At 33.0% G+C, this 22,445-nt stretch carries 18 protein-coding genes and 1 tRNA gene; 6 read left to right on the plus strand and 13 right to left on the minus strand.

The annotated features are described in order from the left end of the window. The first annotated feature begins 13 nt into the window (after positions 1 to 13). Positions 14 to 526, plus strand: coding sequence for a hypothetical protein (locus DG508_RS00935; protein ID WP_108866349.1), 513 nt, complete (start codon positions 14 to 16; stop codon positions 524 to 526). Positions 527 to 756: 230 nt separating this feature from the next. Here the strand turns inward: DG508_RS00935 and DG508_RS00940 are convergent, their stop codons facing one another. From DG508_RS00940 to DG508_RS01000, 13 genes are all read right to left on the minus strand, one after another. Beyond that, entirely contained in the window at positions 757 to 1,212 is a 456-nt protein-coding gene (locus tag DG508_RS00940) for a GNAT family N-acetyltransferase (protein WP_108866350.1), read from the minus strand. 43 nt (positions 1,213 to 1,255) lie between these two features. Continuing rightward, complete coding sequence (locus DG508_RS00945; protein ID WP_108866351.1) at positions 1,256 to 2,626, minus strand: hypothetical protein; 1,371 nt, start codon at positions 2,624 to 2,626, stop codon at positions 1,256 to 1,258. Between the two features lie 217 nt (positions 2,627 to 2,843). Further along, on the minus strand, positions 2,844 to 6,023 hold the full coding sequence (locus tag DG508_RS00950; RefSeq protein WP_108866352.1) for a cytochrome c biogenesis protein CcsA: 3,180 nt from the start codon (positions 6,021 to 6,023) through the stop codon (positions 2,844 to 2,846). Between the two features lie 224 nt (positions 6,024 to 6,247). Beyond that, positions 6,248 to 7,726 (minus strand): ammonia-forming cytochrome c nitrite reductase, encoded by a 1,479-nt coding sequence (gene nrfA / locus DG508_RS00955; RefSeq protein ID WP_108866353.1) that lies wholly within the window; start codon positions 7,724 to 7,726, stop codon positions 6,248 to 6,250. A gap of 4 nt (positions 7,727 to 7,730) precedes the next feature. Beyond that, positions 7,731 to 8,342 carry a cytochrome c nitrite reductase small subunit gene (nrfH, locus tag DG508_RS00960; RefSeq protein WP_108866354.1) on the minus strand — a complete coding sequence of 204 codons (612 nt, stop codon included), beginning with the start codon at positions 8,340 to 8,342 and terminating at the stop codon, positions 7,731 to 7,733. 23 nt (positions 8,343 to 8,365) lie between these two features. Beyond that, positions 8,366 to 9,085: an iron-sulfur cluster repair di-iron protein gene (gene ric, locus DG508_RS00965; protein WP_108866355.1), complete on the minus strand. Its 720-nt coding sequence runs from the start codon at positions 9,083 to 9,085 to the stop codon at positions 8,366 to 8,368. A gap of 126 nt (positions 9,086 to 9,211) precedes the next feature. After that, positions 9,212 to 10,429, minus strand: a complete 1,218-nt coding sequence (gene dsrP / locus DG508_RS00970) for a sulfate reduction electron transfer complex DsrMKJOP subunit DsrP (protein WP_108866356.1) — start codon at positions 10,427 to 10,429, stop codon at positions 9,212 to 9,214. A gap of 36 nt (positions 10,430 to 10,465) precedes the next feature. After that, positions 10,466 to 11,557, minus strand: coding sequence for a 4Fe-4S dicluster domain-containing protein (locus DG508_RS00975; RefSeq protein WP_108866357.1), 1,092 nt, complete (start codon positions 11,555 to 11,557; stop codon positions 10,466 to 10,468). A 12-nt stretch (positions 11,558 to 11,569) separates the two neighbouring features. After that, entirely contained in the window at positions 11,570 to 12,211 is a 642-nt protein-coding gene (locus tag DG508_RS00980; protein WP_108866368.1) for a cytochrome c3 family protein, read from the minus strand. Beyond that, complete coding sequence (locus tag DG508_RS00985; protein WP_108866358.1) at positions 12,201 to 12,905, minus strand: multiheme c-type cytochrome; 705 nt, start codon at positions 12,903 to 12,905, stop codon at positions 12,201 to 12,203. Before DG508_RS00985 ends, DG508_RS00980 begins: the two co-directional genes overlap by 11 nt. A gap of 3 nt (positions 12,906 to 12,908) precedes the next feature. After that, positions 12,909 to 15,236: a molybdopterin-dependent oxidoreductase gene (locus DG508_RS00990; RefSeq protein ID WP_108866359.1), complete on the minus strand. Its 2,328-nt coding sequence runs from the start codon at positions 15,234 to 15,236 to the stop codon at positions 12,909 to 12,911. 11 nt (positions 15,237 to 15,247) lie between these two features. Beyond that, positions 15,248 to 15,478: a hypothetical protein gene (locus DG508_RS00995; protein WP_108866360.1), complete on the minus strand. Its 231-nt coding sequence runs from the start codon at positions 15,476 to 15,478 to the stop codon at positions 15,248 to 15,250. 508 nt (positions 15,479 to 15,986) lie between these two features. Beyond that, positions 15,987 to 17,273 (minus strand): alginate export family protein, encoded by a 1,287-nt coding sequence (locus DG508_RS01000; RefSeq protein ID WP_108866361.1) that lies wholly within the window; start codon positions 17,271 to 17,273, stop codon positions 15,987 to 15,989. Positions 17,274 to 17,486: 213 nt separating this feature from the next. Here DG508_RS01000 and DG508_RS01005 point away from each other — a divergent pair, with 213 nt between their 5' ends. The 5 genes from DG508_RS01005 (at position 17,487) to DG508_RS01030 (ending at position 22,154) form a co-directional block, all read left to right on the plus strand. Further along, positions 17,487 to 17,993: a c-type cytochrome gene (locus DG508_RS01005; RefSeq protein ID WP_108866369.1), complete on the plus strand. Its 507-nt coding sequence runs from the start codon at positions 17,487 to 17,489 to the stop codon at positions 17,991 to 17,993. 285 nt (positions 17,994 to 18,278) lie between these two features. Further along, positions 18,279 to 18,352: transfer RNA gene (locus tag DG508_RS01010), tRNA-Arg, on the plus strand. 645 nt (positions 18,353 to 18,997) lie between these two features. Then, positions 18,998 to 19,585 carry a hypothetical protein gene (locus DG508_RS01020; RefSeq protein ID WP_108866363.1) on the plus strand — a complete coding sequence of 196 codons (588 nt, stop codon included), beginning with the start codon at positions 18,998 to 19,000 and terminating at the stop codon, positions 19,583 to 19,585. Between the two features lie 350 nt (positions 19,586 to 19,935). Then, complete coding sequence (locus tag DG508_RS01025; RefSeq protein WP_159090576.1) at positions 19,936 to 20,592, plus strand: DJ-1/PfpI family protein; 657 nt, start codon at positions 19,936 to 19,938, stop codon at positions 20,590 to 20,592. 374 nt (positions 20,593 to 20,966) lie between these two features. Continuing rightward, on the plus strand, positions 20,967 to 22,154 hold the full coding sequence (locus tag DG508_RS01030) for a serine hydrolase domain-containing protein (RefSeq protein WP_108866365.1): 1,188 nt from the start codon (positions 20,967 to 20,969) through the stop codon (positions 22,152 to 22,154). Positions 22,155 to 22,445: the final 291 nt, after the last annotated feature.

A 22,445-nucleotide genomic window follows, 5' to 3' on the forward strand; every position in this document is an offset into this window, starting at 1 on the left:
AAAACAAGAATCTATGGCAAGTAAAATAACAAAAAGAGTCATTTTGATACTCCTATTCACCCACCTTATTTCATGTAATGTAATCGGAGAGAAACTCGAGGAAGTTCCTCTACAAAAAGGAATGATCAACTCTAGCACAGATATGGATCTAAAACAAGGAGATGTCATTACTATTTGGTCTAAAGCCGAGATGAAATACACAGAGGGCAAGGAATCAGATTTCGAAATTAAATACCATATCGAAAAAGATGGAGAAACTTTGGACTTTGGTAAATTTGCAATCCTTGATGACATATATTTAACACATACTATTTCTTCTTCCAAGAATAAGGATGAGAGTTATAACTCTAATAGTGATGAAGCCGATGAGGAAGGACGAGTATATTATTATACTTGGAGTTTTGAAAGGGAAAGCTATATATTCACTGCTCCTGATAATGGGAAATACACATTTGATTTTAAATTATATGAAATAAAAGATGATTTCCCTAGTGACAATATTGCTATCGTTTTAAGGAAAAAATAATAAAGTATATCGCCTCGCCTATGGTAAGTGTAAGATTAAAAGCTACTAATCTTTGATTAAGCACCTTGTTATTTTTTTATCTTTTCATTTTAAAATTAACCAAAGGATTACGAGTACCAAAATATACAATAAAAGCGATTTATAAATCTAAAAAAATTGAAGGACTTGATTTAAGCTTCATCCTTTGGGTTAAGCCCCAAAACCAGTATTAATTTATAGCCCTGTTGTTCTTAGTTATTTATTCGTCTTTCAAATAGTATTTTTCGAATTCCGAAGTCTGTATCCCATTGTTTAATTTCTTTGAAACCAAGCTTTTTATATAATTCAGTAGCTGGTTTATTATTAACACCCGTTTCAACAATAAAAAGTTCAGAATCAAATCTATTGAAAATAAACTCTAATAACTTTTTCGCTATTCCACGTCTAAAAAATTTCGGAGTTACTACCAAGCTATTAATGTTTGTACATTTATTGGTAAATTCGACCTCAATGATTCCAGCTAATTCAGTGTTTTCAAGATATCCGAAGAACATATTATCGCTTTTCAGATAACTTTCAAGAGGTCTTTTAAGTGGTGGAAAATCAGTTGTATCTAACAATTTAGCCTCAACAGTATACGATAATTGAAAAACAGAATGTATTTGGTTTGATATTTCTATGTTATTGTTTTGAAGTTTTTCAATCATTAATTATTTTATTTGAGAGTTTAGTTTTAAGTACAATTAACTATTATGTTTCAGATTGAAACTCCTCAAAAAATTGCTCTCCTTCTTTTTTATCAGTATAAAAAGATTTATGCAACACATAATACAATGAGTAATATATCGCCACCAAAGACGGCAATGCAAAACACAGGATAGTGATTATTTTTTCTTTAAAAAGTTTAAAAACATCAGAATACTCACGATATTCATAAAATTCAATACCAAGAAATAATATAGCAACAGTAGTAGATATCATCAAAATATTTTTCTTTGCAGTGCTCAAAATCAATACCACAATAATCATAATTAGAATATTAATTACACTAACTATTTCATCCTTTTCTATAAAAGAATATAATGCAAATAGAATCGAGAATATAGTAAGGTGAATATTTGTATTCTTACCAAGTTTACTATAATATTGATGGATTGATTTTTTACTTTTTTGAGAACGTGTAAAGATCAAAAAGACAATACTATTCAAAACAGGAAGCAATGATAAAGTACCGACAATTCCAAAATATTTTTTTAGAGAATACCCTCTATATTGTATTAAATTTCCTAAAAAAACAGCACTAAGAATCAAGGTAATTATATTTGCAAAATGTTTAAATATATCAATATATTCAGGATCAGAAAATGAAAAATTAATAGAAATAAATTCTTTTCCTATACCCAGAAAAGTAATAAAAATAAGTGTGTAACTCACGATACTTCCATATCCAAAAAAACGTTTTGTAACAACAGATTTTGGTATAGGGTGCATCAGTTGTTTTATACTTACCAGTTTATTAGACATGTACAAAAACCCTATGAATATACACAGTAATTTTATAACTCTGACACATAAAATAAAGCCATAAAAGATGTCTTTTATATAGGGAGGATCAAAAGTTACAAACTGCAAATATTTAAAAATACCATTCAGATTACTTAAAATAAGAAGGATAGCTATCATAGAGAATACACTATACCTCATCATTGTTTTTATTGAATATGCTTGTTTTTCGCATTTCAAGTATCGCAATGCAAACCATAATACTGGTAATGTCAAAGTAATCCCATAAATAGTTTTATATATAAGATAACTGTTATCAAAATTTGTATGATAATCAATGTAGTAGTACAAAGGTACTTTTAAAATGTAGAATGGAATAAATAACAACTGAATCAAAATTCCAGCGCTATATTTTTTATTTTTATAAAAATACCACCCAAAAATTAATGTACTGAACAACCAGTTTATAGTTTTCCATAATATGGTGTACTGTTCTGTATCTGGAGTATATTCACTGACATAATACCTGACCCCTCCTAAAATCAATAATAACAGTGCTAAAAAGCCAAGATTTCTAACCGCTTTTTCTTGTGTATCACTCAGGTAACTATGTATCATCAAGTATTTTTATAGAAACAAATCTAAGGAAAGTATTTTATGAACTCATATTTCGTACTGATTTTAAAATAAAAAGATCCCTTAAAATCAGTACTGCATCAAAGAAAAACCACACTTATCTTATGATATAGTGTGGTTTATGATGTAAATATGCACTACATAAATACTTATTTCACACCTCTTGAGTCATAAAAGTACTTTATTATAATGTTTTAAATCAATTCAAAACTACTCTGCCTTTGGTGGTCTTTTGTATTTTATTTCTACGTTTATAACCCACTAAGGTTGTAAGCAATACCATTCCTATAAAACTAACATATACAAAATCAGGAATCGGTACAGAATCACCTGCTGCATAACTATGTAAGCCAGACAAGTAGTAATTTACTCCAAAAGAAGTCATTATAATTGACCAAAAGGCAAACATACTGGCTACATTTAATACAAAACTATTATTTAGTGCTGGGATAAAACGTAAGTGTAATACAATTGCGTAGACAATAATACTAATCAGTGCCCAGGTTTCTTTGGGATCCCATGCCCAATAACGCCCCCAGCTCTCATTTGCCCATACTCCTCCTAAAAATGTTCCGATAGCCAATACAAAAAGACCAATAGTCATAGAAAGCTCGCTGATATAGGTAATCTCTTTTATTTTTATAGCTATCACTTCTTTTGTTTTTTCTGTTTTAAACAACATCAATAGTAAAGCCATTACTCCTAAAATTGCAGATAATGCCAAAGGTGCATAGCTACTTACAATGGTTGCTACATGAATTTTTAACCAATAAGACTTTAATACAGGCATCAAATTGGTAATTTCTGGATTTAACCAATCCAAATAACTCACAAATAATAATGCTCCTGTAAACAATGTTGCTAGTGGTAATACAAAATCAGATTTTCTAAAACTAACCAAGCCACTGAGTAACAAACACCAAGCTACAAATACCAACATCTCATACCCGTTACTCCATGGGGCATGTTGGGCTACATACCACCGTAAAATGATATTACCTGTAAAACATAAAAAAGAAATTAATGTGATAATAACCAATCCATTCCAAAAAAGTCGAATCCATTTTTTCTGAGAAACCATTTTTAGTACCGCCAGAAATAACAAAACCACTCCCAACACAAAATATAACTGAAACAACCAAAAATTTACATTTGCCTTATTATACCACAACTCTGCTTCTATACGTTTATTATTAGGTATAATAGATGCTCCCAATACTTCTTGATACTTCTTTATATAGGTAAGCTTTTGATAGGCTTCGTTGTATTTTTTTGACGTTACATCATTAAAATAGCTAGGTAAAATATGTTTCGCAAAACGCCCATCTTCTTCTGTAAAATCATTAAAATGATGTGTGTAACTATACCATGTATTATTAGCATCATTTTTGTTTGGAAATACTTTCAAATAATTCCCGGTAAACAGATTATACAAAATATTAAACTTCTCATCTATTTTTAAGACCTCTTTATCAAATTCGGTACGCTCTGCGGGGTTCTTTTGATTTGCTGTTTCTACCGCGTCCGACAATATATAGTTTCCTTGAGGGTCTAAAAAGCTTACAAATGCTATCAGTCCGTTTTTACCGATCGATATATTATTCAATATATCTCCCGTTTTCTTAGTATCTGCTTTAATAATTGGAATTTGTTGCCATAATTGCGGAGTAGCGTGCATTCCTAAAAATACTTGATTTACATTTAGTGTTACCGTTTTTTGTCCAACAGGGTGCGCAAAATATGATTTTCTCGAAATTTTACGAATACACTCTGAGGCCAAGGTATGTATAGGTTTGATTCGCCCATCAAGATCCTGAACCATCAGACGCCCAAATAAATCAGCCTGCTTCTCTTCTATTTGTTGGGATAGAACAATTTTTTCGATTGATTGTTTATCTATACTATCTTCTATCGTTTGTGCAGATGAAGAATACAATGTGAAAAATAAGGTAAGTAATGTAGTTATGAACGCTTTATGCTTTGTCTTTTTTAATTTTCTATGTACTGTCTGAAAACGTGATTTTTTACCAAAAAAAGTAAAGAACATACCAATCCCCATTAATAAATACCCCAAATACGTAATCCAAGTGCCTGCACTATCATGATTTACAGATAGTACTGTACCTTTTTCGTCTGTATCATAACTAGCTTGAAAAAAACGATATCCTTTATAATCTAAAACATTATTCATAAAAATTCTATACGGTATTTCTTTTTTATTATCAAGCACTACCACCTCGCTAGCATAAGCCGAAGGGCTAGATGAGCCAGGGTAGCGCTCTAATTGAAAATCGTCTAATTGTATTGTAAAAGGGGTTTTTATCGCTCCTGCTCCATAAGAGAGAGTCACTTGCGTATTTTTACCAAAATCTATTTGGTGTTTTATAGGTAAAAAACCTTCTCTATACAGTAAGTTTACCTCTTTAATTTCATCTCCAACAGCTACTTCTACGATCAAAGCATCATCAAGGCTTTTATCGTTATCTGTCCTTTCTTTTATAGCACTTACCAGTTTAAATTTTCCTTTAGGATGATATGATGTGGGTACAAATGAAAAATCACCTGCTCGAAAAAGTGTGCGCAAAGAAATATTCTGCAAGCTATCTGCTTTTATTTTACCAGCTTGCTGATTTGCCATGATAAAAAAATCGAGTCCATGTGGTGCTAATATTTTAAATGCTCCTTTTTCTTCGCGAATATTTATAATTCCCTCTTTATCAGACTCAAAACCAACTTCATGTTGGTGCTGTCCTATTTTTTCTATTTCTCCTTTTTTAAGGTAAATAGTATTTCTACCATTCCCTGCACTTACCACCATCTTTAATAATGGGGTTCCATGAATACTATCTGTTATTACTTCAGGAGAAGCATCTGCCACATACTCTTTAAAAGAAATAGTTACTGGTTTATCTTTTAGCTTGGTTGATACTTCAAAATCATTATTCCCCAATGGAGAAAAACTTAATTTCTTTTGAACCGTTTCACTAGTCTTTCCGTTACTTACAGTAGCTATTAGCAAATTGGTATCAGAAATAATTACATTAGAAGACATTCCTTCTCTAATACGCATAATCCCCCCATATGAAGTGTATCTGGTAATTGCTGCACCTAATACTATAAATATAAATGCAATGTGAAAAAGCAGCACTGCCCATTTCTTTTTGGTTACTAACTTATACTTATAAATATTAGCTATAAAACTTATAGTGAGTCCTAGCATTACCATCTCAAACCACCAAGCATCATAAATACTTTTCCATGCTACTGCGGTTCCATAATCATTTTCTATAAAAGTTGCTACTGCCATGGCAATGGCAAAAACAAGTAGTAATAATAGTGCTAAAGAAGATGAAGAAAGAAATTTATATAGTTTTTGCATTTGTTGGTTTTTATATCCCGAATACTCATATCATATATACTATAAACTTCTTTTATAATAAGCTTATAGTATACACGATACGAAAAGATATTTCATAGTATACTTCGGGTTTGATAAAAAGAGGTTTCTTGAAGTTGATTGAACTCAAAAAGGCCATCTTTTTATCTACTTATACATTTGGTTTATCATTACAAAGAGCTTGCAAACGATTGAATTATTACATTTTATTTACTACCGTATGTTTCTTCTCGTTTTTCGGCTGTTTCTAACCATTTTGGTAATAAATTCTTTTTGAATTCATTTTTCTCTTTGGTTAGCTTTTCTATATCCAAACCAATATATTCCTGTGCTTTTTCTTTGGTTGAGATATCAGGCATCTCTACAGGTTTATTATATCCTAAATCTGCCAATAGACGGGCTAATTTTACTCTTCCTTCTGTAGCTACATCCAAACCACTACTAATTACTCTACCAATCTCAACTGGGGCGTGAAATGAAGCTCCATGAGATGCTGCAGCATAATCCCAACGCCATTGTGCATGACGAATATCTAATAAGATGGATTCCATTTGTTCTTCTGTTGCTCCCAGATCCCAACATTTCTTGGCTTCAATATGCATTCTTACGATGGCATCTTCTAGTTTTAATCTACTATCTGTAGATTTTTGTTGTCGCTCATATACATTTGCTCTTAACTTCTCGGCTTCTTCACGGTGGCAAACCTGACAAGAATTTGCTACATTATTCATAGGAGATTGTATATGGTGATCTGTAAATTTCTGTCCTCCTTCACTTTTGTATGGCATATGACAATCTGCACAAGAAACGCCTCGATCTGCATGCACTCCTGTTAAATAAGTTTCATATCCTGGGTGTTGTGCTTTTAGCATAGGAGCTCTACTCAATTTATGAGTCCAATCTTTGAACTCTATTTCATCATAATATTTCTCCATAGCATCTACAGACATTCCGTTTTTCCAAGGAAGAGTTAAATAAGGTATTCCTTCTTTACCAGGGATGTTTTTATTAAAATAGTATTCTACATGGCATTGTGCACATACTAGGGACCTCATTTCTTGATGGGTTGCTTTATTAATATCTTTTCCCATCGATTCAAAAGCTTCTACCAATGCGGGACGTGTAATAGTCAATTTCATTGTTTTTGAATCATGACAATCTGCGCATCCAATCGGGTTGACAATTTCTTCTCCTTTATCTGCCCATTTTCCTTTATAGAATTCATCAATCCCAATTTCATTCATCAATCTAGGTACATCTGGGCTTTTACATGTCCAGCAGGTTGCTGGCATAGGACCATCTCCATTTCCTTTTGGGCCCCCAGTACGCAAGGAATTGTGTATATCTTCTATAGCGTATTGGTGTCCTCGCCCTTGACTGTAATCTTTAGAAAATCCATACCCTGCCCAAAGAACAACCAATCGTGTGTCTTCTTCTAGCATATCTCTCATTTTTGAGCCTCCTTGATAGGACTCAAAATCATTTTGTTCTGTTTGCAAAAATGATTGATATTCTTGTGGAAAATTTTTCCCCCATTCATCATTTCTAGGCTCATTTGCACTAATATCGACTTGGGGAACATATTTGTATTTCGCTTCATTTTTTCTATTTACAATACTAGAAGCGAGCAATCCTAATAAAAAAACTACGACTACCGTTACAATAAATAATACTTTGTTTTTCATTATGCTACTTTTTTGTTTGCTTTTCTTTAATTTGTTTATGTAACCATTCTGGGATTACCGTTTTTGTACTGTCTGTTGGAATCGGTGATATATTATTTCGTATTGTCGAAATACCGTGAACAGTGCCGTGTGGTAATTCTTGATGACAGGACCAACATTTTCTGTCGGTTCTACTTTCTGCGTGGTTTTCTAACCATCCATCATATTTGACTTGGGTTACTTGTTGTATATGACATCGAACACAATTGTCTTGTACTACTTCTTGTGAGGCTTCTCTCATAAACATCACTTCTGGTTCTGCTCTTGCTGTAAAAACAGAAGCATGAAATAGCCCATCTTTTGCTTTAAAAAAATAGGTATTAAAAACATTATCATGGGGTACATGACAATCATTGCACGAGGCTTGTTCTCTATGTGAACTATGCATCCAGCTATTATACATGGGTGTCATTACATGGCAATTTACACATGCCAATGGGTCATCTGACATATAAGAAACCAGTGAAGCTTCTTTTGCCATAAAAAATCCTAAACCTGTAATTATCCCTATTGATACTACAGCAATTCTTCTCCATCTGGATTTTTTACTGGGTAATATTTCTTTTTTAAAATTCAAGTGCTACAATTTATTGTTACATTTTAGTCTACCATTATTTTTTCTAATGCAATTGCCTTAACGTGTAAAATATTGTTTTCTAAATGGATATGTTTATGTAAATCTTTCTCGAATTCTTCTAGTTTGGCATACAGTACCTTAAACGTAGTACAGGCTTCTTGAGGAGGTGTATAGTTGTTTGTTACTCTAGAAATTTCTTTAAAAATAGTACCTGCTCCTTCATGTTCATGCTCCATCATTCGTATTGGGTTATTTACGGTTCCAAACGGGGGGCTATTGTATAAAGAACCTTTCTCTGCTGCTACCAATTGCTTGATATAAGGAAACAACACTTGTTCTTCTTTCTGTAAATGTGATACTAGTTCATTTGCTACTTCATGAAATAGTTTATTTACTTCTATTACTTCTGTATAATGATGCCCATGCACCCTGGCAACTTTGTTTGCATACTCAGAAATTATAGCTACATTCTCCTTTACATAGGTATGGTGTACATTTATGATATGATCTATCAAAACATCCAGTTCCCATTTATCATATGCTACAACCTCATTATCAACTACATTTAGTTGTAAAAGTTCTTTTTCTAAACTGTTTTGGTCTACTTTATTTTTTATACATGCTTTTTCTATTGTTATTCCACCTCCACAACAAAAATCAATTCCATATTTTGAGAATACTGCTGCGGTTCTATAATCTTCTGCAACTAATTGCCCTACTTTTTTATTCACCAATGTTTCCATAGTTCTATATATTATCTATTAGTTATACTCCAATGATTTGTACCATATTATGCGTATGATTTAAATTTTGGTTTAGCCCATTTCGTTACTGTTTTTTTTAATTTATTATGTGATTTTAATAGTTTTTCATTTTTTAAATCGAAGTTTCCCTGTTTCTATTCGTATTGCGGTTTTAGCTAGAATTGTAAATATAAAGGCGCCCATAGCCCAAATTCCCAGAGTCACTCCTATCTCAATACCTGTGGGGGTGTATTCTGCAATTTTCCCATAAGGACCAGGTATAAAACCAGGTACAATCAACCCAAACCCTTTTTCTATCCAAATGGCTACAAAAAGAATAAAACAACAGAAATACAGTACTTTTAGATTATTCCTTAATTTTCCAAATGTTAGTAGTATTGTTGCCAATACATTAAGAGGTATTGCAGTCCATATCCAAGGTAATAATGCATCTTTACCATGAAGTCCAAAGAATAGATAATACGCACTCTCACTGTGATGAGTTGGCGCATAGAATTCTTTAAATAGTTCTGATACCAGCATGATTAAATTAATCTGTGCTGCTACTGTAACAATGGTAGCTATTTTCTTTATGGTTTTATCTTCTATTTTAAAAGCTGTGTATGCTCTAATCACCGCCAAAACCAAAATAATCAATGCGGGACCTGCGGCAAATGCAGATGCCAGAAACCTAGGGCCTAATAATGCATTATTCCAGAATGGGCGTGCTTGTAATCCTTGATACAAAAAGGCAGTTACCAAATGAATTCCTACTGCCCAAAAAACCGACAAAATCGCTCCAGGGATATATACCTTTGGGTTAGGCACTTTACCTTGATATCTCGTAAAAAGGATATAAAAAGGTATCGTTATATTGATAAATAAATATCCATTAAGTACGATTACATCCCATGTAAGCATGGAGTTTGGAAAATTAAATACTCCAACTACTGGTATCATATGCCATAATACAGAGGGGCCACCCATATCTGCTACTACAAATGCCAGACACATAAGTAATGCGGCTACGGCTAGTCCTTCTCCTATAAGCACTGCTTGTTTAAAATCAATATCTTTTAGTACATATGTTGGCATTACCAACATTACAGCGGCAGCTGCCACTCCCACCAGAAATGTAAAGTTAGAAATGTACAGTCCCCAGCTTACACGATCGGTCATACCTGTAACACTCAATCCATGTTCTATCTGTTGTGCATAACAATACATCCCTGCTAGCATTACAAAGGTCAAGAACCCCATCCATAAATGATATCGCTTGGATCCTTGCGTTGTAATATCTAAACTATCTGTTATTAAATTTTTAAGAACTTTAAGTCGTCTCATCTTGTGTGTGTTTTTGGTCTACTATTCTCTATAGTATTAATCCATAAAGTACCAGAACTTTGGTTCTGTGCCTAAATCTTCTTTTAATCTAAATACCTTTTTATTTTCCAATACCCAACGTATGGTACTATTGGGATCGAGAAGATTTCCAAATATTCTGGCTCCAGTGGGGCATGCTTCTACACAAGCAGGGTTTTGTCCTTTTCTTGAGCGTTGTACGCAAAAAGTACACTTCTCCATTACTCCTTTTTTACGCATTCTATTTCCCAGATAATGTTGGTTTTTATTGATTTCATTTTCTGGCACTTCTGGTGCACTCCAATTAAACCTTCTCCCATCATAAGGACAAGCGGCCATACAGTATCTACATCCCACACACCAATCATAATCTACCACTACAAGTCCATCTTCTTCTCGCCAGGTTGCTTGTACAGGGCATACTTCTACACATGGTGGGTTATCACAGTGAAAACATTGAGTTCCCATATAGAAATGCCCTTCTGCAGGGACTTCATGATAGTAATTATCATCTGCTTCATTAAAATTGAATCCTTTTCCGTCTTTCATTTCATGAATACGGATGTATTGCATTTGAGAATTTCTGTCTTGATTATTTTCTTCTACACAGGCATTCACACAATCCATATACCCTTGGCATTTAGAAATATTAAATGCATATCCAAAAAGTACGTCTTCTTGTGCATTCTCTGAGGTCATATTAATGGTTTTACCTGTACGCAATTGGTAAGATCTAACCAGTCTATCTACTGTTGCCTTTTTTTCTCCATCGGTCATCAATTTATAGTTCCCTTTAAACTGTTCGTCCCAATCAATTTGAGCTTTTTCTTTAGATTCCTCATCTGCTATTACACTACAAGAGGAGGAAACTGCTCCTGCTCCTATCAATAAACTTGCTGTTAATTTTTTGAAAGCAGTACGACGTCCCATTTGTACATCAAACACTTGATCAAAACCATCTTTGTGTTCACCATCAGGAATAGTGGTATTATCTTCTACTTTCTCTTTAGAATGATTGCTACATCCTCCTGAGGATGAATTACAACTACAAGAAGACTTCTTTTTGAGAGTACCTAGATTTAATGAATACCATTTATTATTATCGCTCATATCGTAGTTGTATTAGTGTCCTAATTGGTCTTTTCTTTCCTTTATCTTTTGTGTATTGAGTCTAGCTGGCCATTTTTTCTCAAAATGCGGCTGGTGAGGGTTGTGACAATTTACACAGGTCATTGATGCTCTGGGGGGTGCCCATCCTGCAACTTTTTTACCATGCGCTCCTCCTTTCCAATCATCAAATTGTGACGAATGACATTGGGCACAGAGCAGGTAACTCTTATTAAAATCCACCTTTTTACCAGTTATCGTAGCCAGATTATCCATATCGTTTCCATTATGACAAGTAGCACAATTCATTGCATTTGTATTTGCATGCGCTAATTTGATATCCCAATGTGCTTTTTTACTCTTATGATCTCCTCTTATTTCATTGAGTGGTTTAGAGTGACACTCTGTACATGAGTACGATTTAATTTTTCCTTTACGTTCGGGTATCATAAATGTATGTTCCCCTTCTGTTATCTTTATTAAATCTGTTCCTTCTAATAGGTTATCTGATGAAATTAAAACTCCGTGATAACCTTTACTTTTATGCTCTATTTTATCTACAACACTATGATATTCTCCTTCACTATCTTTGCAGGATATACTCACAGATAGTACAAAAAGTATGAGCAGTTTATATATCTGATTCTTATTCATCATAATTGGTTTGTCTTGAGAAAACATTATGGTCTACTTGTTCTATAACTGATGGTAAGTGACATTGCCTACAATTAATCCTCTCTGGGTGTGTCACTCTTATTTCCTTGGGCGCGCTAGGCCCTGCATGGCAAGAAATACAATTCTCTCTCATCTGTAATTGATGAGGAATCATAGGTGGGCTTCCTGACAATGCATTGTTGATCCCTTCTCCTACTTTAGGTGGTTGCGCTTTCGCGAAAGCAAACTCTTTAAAAGTAGTATTGGTATTTTTTGTTACGTGACATTGGCGACAATTAACCATTTCTGGATGTGGTGTCACTGGTGCATACGCATTAAATTTTTCTACAAACCCACCATTTTGATGACATTGTATACAGGTGTTACCTCCTAGACTACGTTCCTTTTTGACAGGATGAGGAATGCTTGGTGGCGCACCAGGATAGGCTCTATTATCATAATAGTCTTTAAGCGTACGCTGGTGGTTTTCATCTACGGGTATATTTGCATACCCCAATCCAGCATCATCAAATCGTCTAAAAACCCCACTTTCAGAAGGAATATATTTCCCTGTGGGAGTTTCAATAATAGGCGTATATGCTTCTTCTAATCCTTGTTGATAACTGTAATTCCAAATAACGATAAACGCTATAAAGATGATTACAAAAAATGATATGATTCCGAGTCTTTTTCTCATAGCCTATACTTTTTGAACCTTAACGGCACATTTTTTATAATCTGGCTCTTTAGAAATCGGGCAGAAAGCATCTAGTGTAACGTCATTAATAAGCATATTTTCATCGAAGAAAGGCACGAATACTTGTCCTTTTGTTGGCAATCCTCTTTCATTGATGGATGCTGGTAGTACGCAAGAACCCCTTCTTGATGATACTTTTATGTTTTCTCCATTTCTAATCCCTAATTTTTTTGCATCATCTGGATGAAATTCTACGTATGCATTAGGCATAGCCTGGTGTAATACAGGTATTCTACGTGTCATTGACCCTGTATGCCAGTGTTCTACCACACGTCCTGTATTTAGCCAGAAAGGATATTCTTGATCTGGTTTTTCAGGAGCTTCTTCAAAAGGGCGTTGCCATATCACGGCTTTTCCATCTGGTTTTCCATAAAAATGAAAAGCTTCGTCATTTGAACAAGCAGGGTCATATTTAGCATTAAATCGCCATTGTGTAGATTTTCCATTTACATAAGGCCAAATCGCTCCAGACTCTTTTTTGAGAACTTCTAGTGGTGCCATTCCGTGTTTTGCACCTTCGTGAAATTGTCTGTACTCGTTGTATATTTCTTCTACATGATTTTCTTTGCTGTAAGGAAATAAATCGCCATACCCCATTCGCTTTGCTACCTCAATAAACATCCAAGCATCTGCTGTTGCTTCTCCTGGAGCCTCTACCATTTTATTCCAGTGCTGAGTTCTACGCTCGGAGTTACCATACAATCCACTCTTTTCAATATGCCAAGCCGCTGGAAGGATAACATCTGCAACATCTGAAGTAGGTGTTGGAAACACATCAGAAACGACTACGAAGCATGATTTTTTTTCCATTGCTGGACGATATCTACCAGTTTTAGGTAATGAAACCAAAGGATTAGTAGCCTGTGTCCATATAAACTTAATATCTCCACGATCTACAGCTCTAAACATTTCTGTAGCGTGATAGGTTGGTTTTGAAGGAATACGCTCAACAGGCACTTTCCAAATCTTAGCAGCCAGTTCTCTGTGTTTTTTATTCATCACAACTCCTTTGGGTAGTTTGTGTGTAAATGTGCCTACTTCTCTAGCAGTACCGCAAGCAGAAGGTTGACCTGTTAATGAAAAAGGACCGTTTCCTGGTTGCGAAATTTTTCCAGTGAGTAAATGAATGTTGTAAACAAGATTATTCATCCACGTTCCACGTGTATGTTGGTTCATTCCCATACACCAGTAAGAGACTACTTTATTATTTGGGTTTCCATAAATAGATGCCAAGTATTTAATGTCTTTTACTGATACTTTAGAATATTTAGAAACTTTTTCAGGGCTATAATCTTTTAGGAACTCCTTATACGCTTCGAAATCAATTTTCTCTGGCTTATCTTTAAATTTATACTTATCTTCTAGACCATACCCCATATTTGTTAGTCCCTTACTAAAGCTACAATGCTTTTCAACAAAGGATTTATTTACCCATCCATTTTTTATAATCTCATAACAAATGGCATTTGCCACTGCTAAATCTGTTTGTGGTTCAAACAAGATAGACTTATCAGACGCTGTGCTTGAACGTGTAGTTCTTGTTGCAAAATCAATAATCTTTGCACCACGCAGAGATTTTTGTTCTAACATTCTTGAGAATAATACAGGATGCATTTCTGCCATATTATTTCCCCAAGTAACAAAGTAATCTGCATGGTCAATATCTTCATAACATCCCATAGGCTCATCTGCACCAAAAGAGGTTAAGAACCCAGCAACAGCACTTGCCATACAAAGGCGTGCGTTGCAATCAAGATTATTTGTCCCTATGGCTCCTTTCATCAATTTAGAAGCAACATAACCTTCAGGAATAGTTGATTGCCCAGAGGTATACATCGCGACAGAATCTTTTCCGTGACTTGCAATAGTCTCTTTCATTTTATTGGCAACAATATCTAAGGCTTCATCAAGAGGTGTTTGCACATAACGACCATTTTTCTTTACTAATGCGTGAGTTAATCTATCCTTAGATTGTATACACATTATTTGGTGATACCCTTTTACACACAGTAATCCTTTGTTTACTGAGCAGTTTGGGTCACCTTTTACAGCTACTGCTTTCCCGTTTTCTGTACCTACCAAAATCCCGCAACCTACTCCACAAAAACGACAGGGTCCTTTTTTCCAATTTAGATTTACATTGTCAGGTATTCCTTTTTCTTGCTCATCGGCAAATAGTATTCCCGGAAACATCGATGCTGCTGCTGTCATTGCAGATAACATAGCCATCTTTTTTATAAAACTTCTTCTGTTAGAAAGGGAGGTATACATACATTAATTTTTTATGGTGTGTTAAATCCAGAAACCATTGCCAAAAGTTTTAAACTTTCTATTGCTTCCAATTTTTCTTTAAGATTTTCTTCTTCTTTTCCAGTTTCTGTATCTGTTACAAGTACTATAAGTTCTTTATTTTCTGCTGGTACTATTTGACACTGATCAATAACCGATAGTGCTTTAATAAGTTCTTTTTTTCTACCGCTATGCGGGTGTACCAAATAACTTTTTATAGGCATAACTAATGGTCTGTTTTTTATTATTTTTTATCTATTTTTTCTGTATCAGAAAAATACTTTTCAAGAGGGGCTATTACATCTTTTTTACAAGAATACTGTACTTTTATATCGAAAATTAAGACATTTTTATCCGAATTACATGACATTTATCATGCCTCACAACAACACGTCTCAACTACATGGAAATCAATTACTTAAATTACTTATTTATACTATTTCTACATAAGAAATTAGTCATAAAAACAGTACAAAACAGTAGCATCAAAACATGACTTTTATCATGTTTCTAATTTTGTATTTTATTAGAAATACTATCAATAAAAATTGCTAATTATACACTCAGATATCTGTCTTATCAAAATCAATAAAAATGTTTTTATTAATTACTCAGTCTTCTTAAATTATTTCATATTAGCAATTGATTTTATAGGTAGTTTTATACAAAAAAGAAAGGCACGCACTAATTAAATGTGTCATACCTTTCCAATCAACTAACTAAGTCATATACTCATTGGTTTCCTTTATTAAAATTGGCTTTGAAAAGGTTTGGATTGATAACTAATTGAACCCATCCCCAGTTATTTATATTATCATCAGGTCTTCCTTTTAGTATACCCATACTTTCTGAAGCAAACATGTGAGAATATCCTATGTTTAATTTTACATTTTTCATCAATTTCTGATTAAAAACAACATCAATTTCAGTACCCAAATATTTATCTTCATCTCCAAGTAGATCAGCATTAGCCATAAAATAATGTCCTTTTAGTAGTAGATTAGATTTCTTGCCTGTGGTAAAAATCATTTTTGCATAGAAATCATTGAGTCCAACATTGTTTGCGTGATTACCTACATAGAAGTAATCCATAAATCCATTAAACTTATGGTTGGTTCCGTATAATGGGAAAAATGATTTATTCTTATCATCTCCTGCCTGGTCTGTACCACTTAAAACTTCGACCCCTAAACCATATAAAACTTTTTCTGATTTATAGGTTCCTTCTAAAGAAAGTTGATAGGCACTTAAATCTGTTACTGCATCAGCTTTACCGAACTGGTAATATGCACTACCTGACAACTTAATTTTTTTGATAGGGAGCGTAAAATAAGATCCTGCAGTTTGTCTATAAAAAACTCCATCTGGTTCATCATTATTAGTTCCTGTATATTTTTGAAATCCTGTGTTCAAAAACAAAAGGCTAGCAGAACTATTTCCCCATGATTTTTTTAGGTACCCGTATTGCATAGCTTTATAAGTAAAAAAGCCTTGAATAGAAAAATCATTTCCTTCATTTGATTGATTTTCTTGACTAAATGCCCCTCCTATATCTGCCATTAAGCCTTCTTTTTTATACTTGATAATTGCAGCATCATGAAAACGTCCTTGCATCGCCCAATCTAACCCTCCGAATATACGTTGGTCATCATAAGAGATCACTTGTCTACCTACTTTTACTGACAAATTCTCATTTACAAATAGTTGACCCCATGCCTGAAATAAAGAAAATGAATCATTACCATCAATCGGTAATATTTGTCTGGTATCTCCCCATGTACTCACATCTTGTAGACTGACAAATAATTTTAACTTTTCTGCCTGATATCCAATATTTAATCTGGAACGTTGTGCTACAAAAGCGGCTGGTTCTGCATTATCAGGAAAAAGGTTGTTAAAGCCATGACGGTATTCAAAACGAGTTCTCAAATCTGCATCTACACTAAGCTGTGCCTGAGTTTGAGTTGAAAAAATGACTATAAATAGAAGTAAGATAGAAATGCTGTTTTTTAATCTCATTATAAAAATTATTTAATATTTATTGATATACTTTTCAATACTAAGTCCCCAAAATGGTACGCTGTTAATTACAAATTCAAAAATAAAAGACTAATTTATCTTAAATTATGATAATTGTCATATTTATCCCCTTTTCCTACCTTTAATTTTGTGACTGTCATTTATAATGACGTTTCCTTAAAAAAAGGAAATTATAATTTAAAATCCATTGACATGATTACATTTAATAGGTTGGTTTTCTTTATTACAACAATGATACTAATAGGTTGTGGTGGAAAAGAAGAAAAAAAAGAGTCACAAATAACAATTGGAAAAAGGACAAAAACTGAAATACAAGTACAAAAACCAACCTCTAAAAAAGTTCCCGCTTCTCAACGAATTACTTTAGATAATAAAGGTGTTGGGAAAATAAAATCGATCAAACTTGACTCCAAAATCAATCAAGAAATGGTAAAAAGGGGTGCTGTATTATTTAAAACCACTTGTACCGCATGTCATAAAATAGATAGGAGGTTTATTGGTTCTTCTGTAAAAGGAATTATGAACAGAAGAAGTCCTGAATGGATCATGAATATGATTCTTGATCCTCAATTAATGGTTAAACAAGATCAAACAGCTAAAGACTTATTGGCCGAATTCAATGGTGCTAGAATGGTGAATCAAGGACTGACAGAGGATCAGGTGCGTGATATTCTGGAATACTTCAGAACGTTATACTAGTTTTTTATTCTATAAAGAGATTTTTCTTTTTCCTTTTTTAAGCATTATCAACTTTCTCATCACAAATAGTCTTTTAAAAATCAATCAATTACAAAAATGCTATTTCACCTGATTAAAAGAAGGAAAATCGGTAGCGAAAAATATTTTAAAAAAAATCATCAGGATACTTGCAAAAATCCCAATGTGTTGTATATTTGCGGCGCTGAAAACGTCAAGTATCAGCAAAAAATATAAAAGAGAAATTAACTGATTTTAGTTTTTAATATCTCTTACAAATGACATATTGGTCGCGTAGCTCAGTTGGATAGAGCATCTGCCTTCTAAGCAGACGGTCACAGGTTCGAATCCTGTCGCGATCACAACACTCAAACCCTCTATAAGTAGAGGGTTTTGTTGTTTTTAAGCTTTTTTATTTGATTAAAAAAACATCTTTAAAAGTTCTTTTTACACCATTTTATATCAAAAAACATTAGATTTATTAGATAATTGTTAGACAATTTGAAGGTATGATTGAAACAGAAATAGTAATTGCTACAAAGAATAAAAAGAAAAAACTTCTCAATTTTTAGTCAAATAGTAAAGATTTAATAAAAAAGACCCTCTGATGGACCAAAAAGACGTTCCGTTAGACTCAAAGGTCCCAAATTTAGACCTACATGTCCCAAAATTAGAGAACAACCACCCAATTTTAGACTTTGATGTCCCATCATTAGACTATATAGTCCCAAATTTGGGACATCAAAGTCTAAATTTTCATTAAAACGCTCCAACAGAAGGTAAAATAGGTCCATCACATTATATAGGCATCCCAAACTTGGGACATATTGACTCAAAATTGACACATAAAACTAAAAAATACTTGTTTTTAAAGAAAAAAGGAAAAATTGGGTTAAATAAATTAAAAGTAGTTTCTATTTAAAAATCCCTAAATCAACTTATATTTAACCAATAAAATCAAAATAACAAGGTTTTTAGACAAACTGACGTTAGCATTAATCTCAAAAATGGAGTTAAAACAAAGAAAATTATTAAACACTAATAAGTTCTTGATTAGAGACAACGGAATTGAATGGACTCTTCGGGAAAAGTTTAGCCAACAGAGTACCTTTTTTGAGTTTGATGAACTTAACTTTAAAAAGGCCACTAAGTATAAAAAATACAATCTGGCTTTTATGATTCTGTCAGTCTTAAGCATTGTTGCGCTTATACTAAGTCTTTTTCCGACTGGTGAGAATAGCGCATTTGGACAACCAGCAATCCCAATATTCCTTATAATGTCTATTGTATTCTCTCTTTTAACTTATTTCTTTAGGATAGATAACATTTATATTCCAACAGAAAGGGGAATTCATATAACCATGTACAACGGGCTTCCGAACAAAAAAGCATTTTCTGCATTTCTAAAAAACCTAAAATCAGAAGCGAAACAAAGCTTAATGGACAAGTATTTTAACAATGATAATGTTGACCAAAAACAATTATACCTATTCCTTGAAGAAAGAGGTTTATTGGACCAAGTTGAAAAACAAAAAATTGAAGAAAGTTTTAAAACTGCGGAACGGACTGTAATAAAAGGGTTTGGAAAAGATTAATACTAGTCGAGTAGAAAAAAAGGAATTTCATCTCTAAACCTCTCACAAAATCATACGTAAATCTATCTATTCATACGGTTTTTATTATGTAATCAATCGTTAGGTAAATTGATAATCTACCTGTATAATGCATTGTTTGTTCTAATATGTACTAGGAAAATCCTATGGATTTTCTTCTGACTCGTTTTCTTTTAGTAACTTATCTCCTAGTCAATACAAAACACGTTGTAAGCCATTTAAGAAATATGAACCAAATTTTCACAATACTAGTACTATTTTTTTTAGTCGTTTCCTGCAATAAAAAAAACGAGAAAACTAAAATTCTTTTCATTGCCACCAATGTAAATGAAATGAAAAATGAACCAAATGGAACATACCTGATTGAATTAGCAGTTCCTTTCAATCAATTTTCTAAGAAAAACTTCGACATTGATATTGTATCCCCAAAAGGTGGAGAAATTCCGATTTATCACAGTGGTGATACTGCAACCATAGTAAAATCTATTATCAAAAATGAATTATTTAAAAGTAAAACGAAAAACAGTTTAAAACCGACCGAAATTAATCCAAAGGAATATTTGGCTGTTATCATTCCTGGTGGATATGGACAGTTTTGGGATACTCACAAAGATGATAATATTCTTAAAATTATATCTGAAATTTATGATTATGGAGGAATTATCGGGACAATTGGTCACGGAACTGCAACCCTTATTAACGTAAAATTGAAATCTGGAGAATACCTAGTAAAAGATAAAACAATGACAAGTTTTCCTACTTGGAATGAAAAGAACATAATGAAACAATCTAACTTTGGTAAATTATTGCCTTATGATATGGAAACAGAATTAAAAAGTAGAGGTGCTAATTTGAAAGTTTACAATCACCAAAAGAAAATAAACTACGAAATCGTAGATTCTGAAAACAGGTTGATAACAGCCTCTTTTGCAAATAGTGGGGAATTTGTTGCCAATGAAATTTTAAAATTGATTAATGAGACAAAATAAAACGTTTTCTAGTCGAGTAGAAAAAAGGAATTTCACCTCCAAACCTCTCACAAAACCGTACGTAAACTTCTCTATTCATACGGTTTTTATTATGCAGTCAATTTAAAGAATGAAAACTTTAAATTAAAAATTAAGCAACGATCTATTTTTCTTTTGACGGGGCTTTATTTTTGATAAGACTATTTTTTCACGGATTTAATGCACCTGAAAAAGAACTTTGATTTTTTGATATATATCAAAAGATGTTTTTCTTTAAATTCCGATTTTTGAAAAAAAATTAAAAGATGAATAAAAGGACACTCAATTTGTATAATGCATATGTACCTTACAAGATGTAAACCTACCGTATAAGAATACGTTAACAATTCTAAAAAATGAAAAAAACTGTATTTATTCTCTTGTGCATAGTCAATGTAACGCTTTCCTACTCTCAAAAAAATGACTCTTTGACACTTGAATTAACAAGAGAGTTAAATGAATTGGTAAAAGAAAAATTACTTGTTGGTTTTTCGGTCGCCATTTATAATGATAAAGGAGCACTTTATGAAAAAGGGTTTGGGTATTCTGACAAACAAGAAAAAAAAGATTATACTAAAAATACAATTCAAAATATAGGATCTGTTTCCAAAACCTTTATTGGTATTGCATTGCTGAAAGCTCAGGAGTTAGGTAAACTTAATTTGGATGATCCAATCAATGATTACTTACCTTTTCAAGTAGTAAATCCTTACTACCCAAACGATACTATAACCATAAGACAAATTACAACACATACATCGAGTATTCGAGATAGGGATTTGTGGTATGGATTTAACAATTTTTTTCTTAAAGAAAAAAAGAAACCTCTTGAGAAAAAGAAAATTTACTTCAGAAAACCAGGCCAAATGATTTCTATGAAGGAACTATTTGAAACTTACTTAGTAAAAGGTGGTAAATCATACAAGGCAAAAAGCTTCTTTAAATATAAACCTGGTACACATTATAACTACTCAAATATTGCTGCTACTTTGGGGGCATATATTGTAGAACAAGCAACTAAGGAAGATTTTAAAACTTTTACACAAAAATATGTTTTTGATCCCTTACAAATGAACAACACAGGTTGGTCGTTTAAAGATGTTGATTTTGACAATCATTCTAGACTCTATACTAAATCAAAAAAGAGGCTCGCCTTATATTCTATGGTTACCTATCCAGATGGAGGATTGATAACCTCGTCCAGTGATATGGCAAAATATGCATCTGAACTTATTAAAGGTTATCTTGGAGAAGGAACTATTTTAACAAAAAAATCTTATAAAGAAGCGTTCACTGGTTCATTAGATGGTGTCCTTATACAAGAAGCAAACGGTGATAATTGCGGTGTTTTTTTCGATATTACAGCTCAAAATCTAATTGGTCACGGTGGCTCAGACCCAGGAATCGCCTCGTTAATGTTCTATGACCCCAAAAAAAGGGTTGGAAGATACCTACAAACTAATACTGACCTCTACAAAAAAAATTTGAATAACTTTCTAGCTGTATGGGACAAATTAAAAAAATATGAAACACAATTTGAATAAATACGATTGTTAACACTGGTAACTGTTACGTAAACCTGTAATTTCTTATATAACGACTTCTTTTAAGCTTCTTTACAGAAGCTTTCTTTATTTAGTATGTTACTTCAATATTTCTAAGAATAGTCTTATGTTAACTCAAAAGACCTTCTGATGCGTCTTTTGAGTTAAATGGAGTATCAAATAGATTAAAAGTGTAACCATCGTATAGTAACATTTTATGCTACTACAACACTCACTTATAATCGTACACTGTCTAAAAACTATTAATTCAATGAAGATATCCAATTACTC

This window comes from Aquimarina aquimarini (assembly GCF_900299535.1).
GTDB lineage: Bacteria > Bacteroidota > Bacteroidia > Flavobacteriales > Flavobacteriaceae > Aquimarina > Aquimarina aquimarini.

What these genes read in the sequence shown, in the direction of transcription:
- nrfA (WP_108866353.1), bottom strand. Translation starts at nt 7,726, where the DNA reads ATGAAAAACAAAGTATTATTTATTGTAACGGTAGTCGTAGTTTTTTTA.
- DG508_RS00975 (WP_108866357.1), bottom strand. Translation starts at nt 11,557, where the DNA reads ATGAGCGATAATAATAAATGGTATTCATTAAATCTAGGTACTCTCAAA.
- DG508_RS01030 (WP_108866365.1), top strand. Translation starts at nt 20,967, where the DNA reads ATGAAAAAAACTGTATTTATTCTCTTGTGCATAGTCAATGTAACGCTT.
- DG508_RS01005 (WP_108866369.1), top strand. Translation starts at nt 17,487, where the DNA reads ATGATTACATTTAATAGGTTGGTTTTCTTTATTACAACAATGATACTA.
- DG508_RS01020 (WP_108866363.1), top strand. Translation starts at nt 18,998, where the DNA reads ATGGAGTTAAAACAAAGAAAATTATTAAACACTAATAAGTTCTTGATT.
- ric (WP_108866355.1), bottom strand. Translation starts at nt 9,085, where the DNA reads ATGGAAACATTGGTGAATAAAAAAGTAGGGCAATTAGTTGCAGAAGAT.
- DG508_RS00950 (WP_108866352.1), bottom strand. Translation starts at nt 6,023, where the DNA reads ATGCAAAAACTATATAAATTTCTTTCTTCATCTTCTTTAGCACTATTA.
- DG508_RS00935 (WP_108866349.1), top strand. Translation starts at nt 14, where the DNA reads ATGGCAAGTAAAATAACAAAAAGAGTCATTTTGATACTCCTATTCACC.
- DG508_RS00990 (WP_108866359.1), bottom strand. Translation starts at nt 15,236, where the DNA reads ATGTATACCTCCCTTTCTAACAGAAGAAGTTTTATAAAAAAGATGGCT.
- DG508_RS00945 (WP_108866351.1), bottom strand. Translation starts at nt 2,626, where the DNA reads ATGATACATAGTTACCTGAGTGATACACAAGAAAAAGCGGTTAGAAAT.
- DG508_RS01000 (WP_108866361.1), bottom strand. Translation starts at nt 17,273, where the DNA reads ATGAGATTAAAAAACAGCATTTCTATCTTACTTCTATTTATAGTCATT.
- DG508_RS00995 (WP_108866360.1), bottom strand. Translation starts at nt 15,478, where the DNA reads ATGCCTATAAAAAGTTATTTGGTACACCCGCATAGCGGTAGAAAAAAA.
- DG508_RS00980 (WP_108866368.1), bottom strand. Translation starts at nt 12,211, where the DNA reads ATGATGAATAAGAATCAGATATATAAACTGCTCATACTTTTTGTACTA.
- dsrP (WP_108866356.1), bottom strand. Translation starts at nt 10,429, where the DNA reads ATGAGACGACTTAAAGTTCTTAAAAATTTAATAACAGATAGTTTAGAT.
- DG508_RS00985 (WP_108866358.1), bottom strand. Translation starts at nt 12,905, where the DNA reads ATGAGAAAAAGACTCGGAATCATATCATTTTTTGTAATCATCTTTATA.
- DG508_RS01025 (WP_159090576.1), top strand. Translation starts at nt 19,936, where the DNA reads ATGAAAAATGAACCAAATGGAACATACCTGATTGAATTAGCAGTTCCT.
- DG508_RS00940 (WP_108866350.1), bottom strand. Translation starts at nt 1,212, where the DNA reads ATGATTGAAAAACTTCAAAACAATAACATAGAAATATCAAACCAAATA.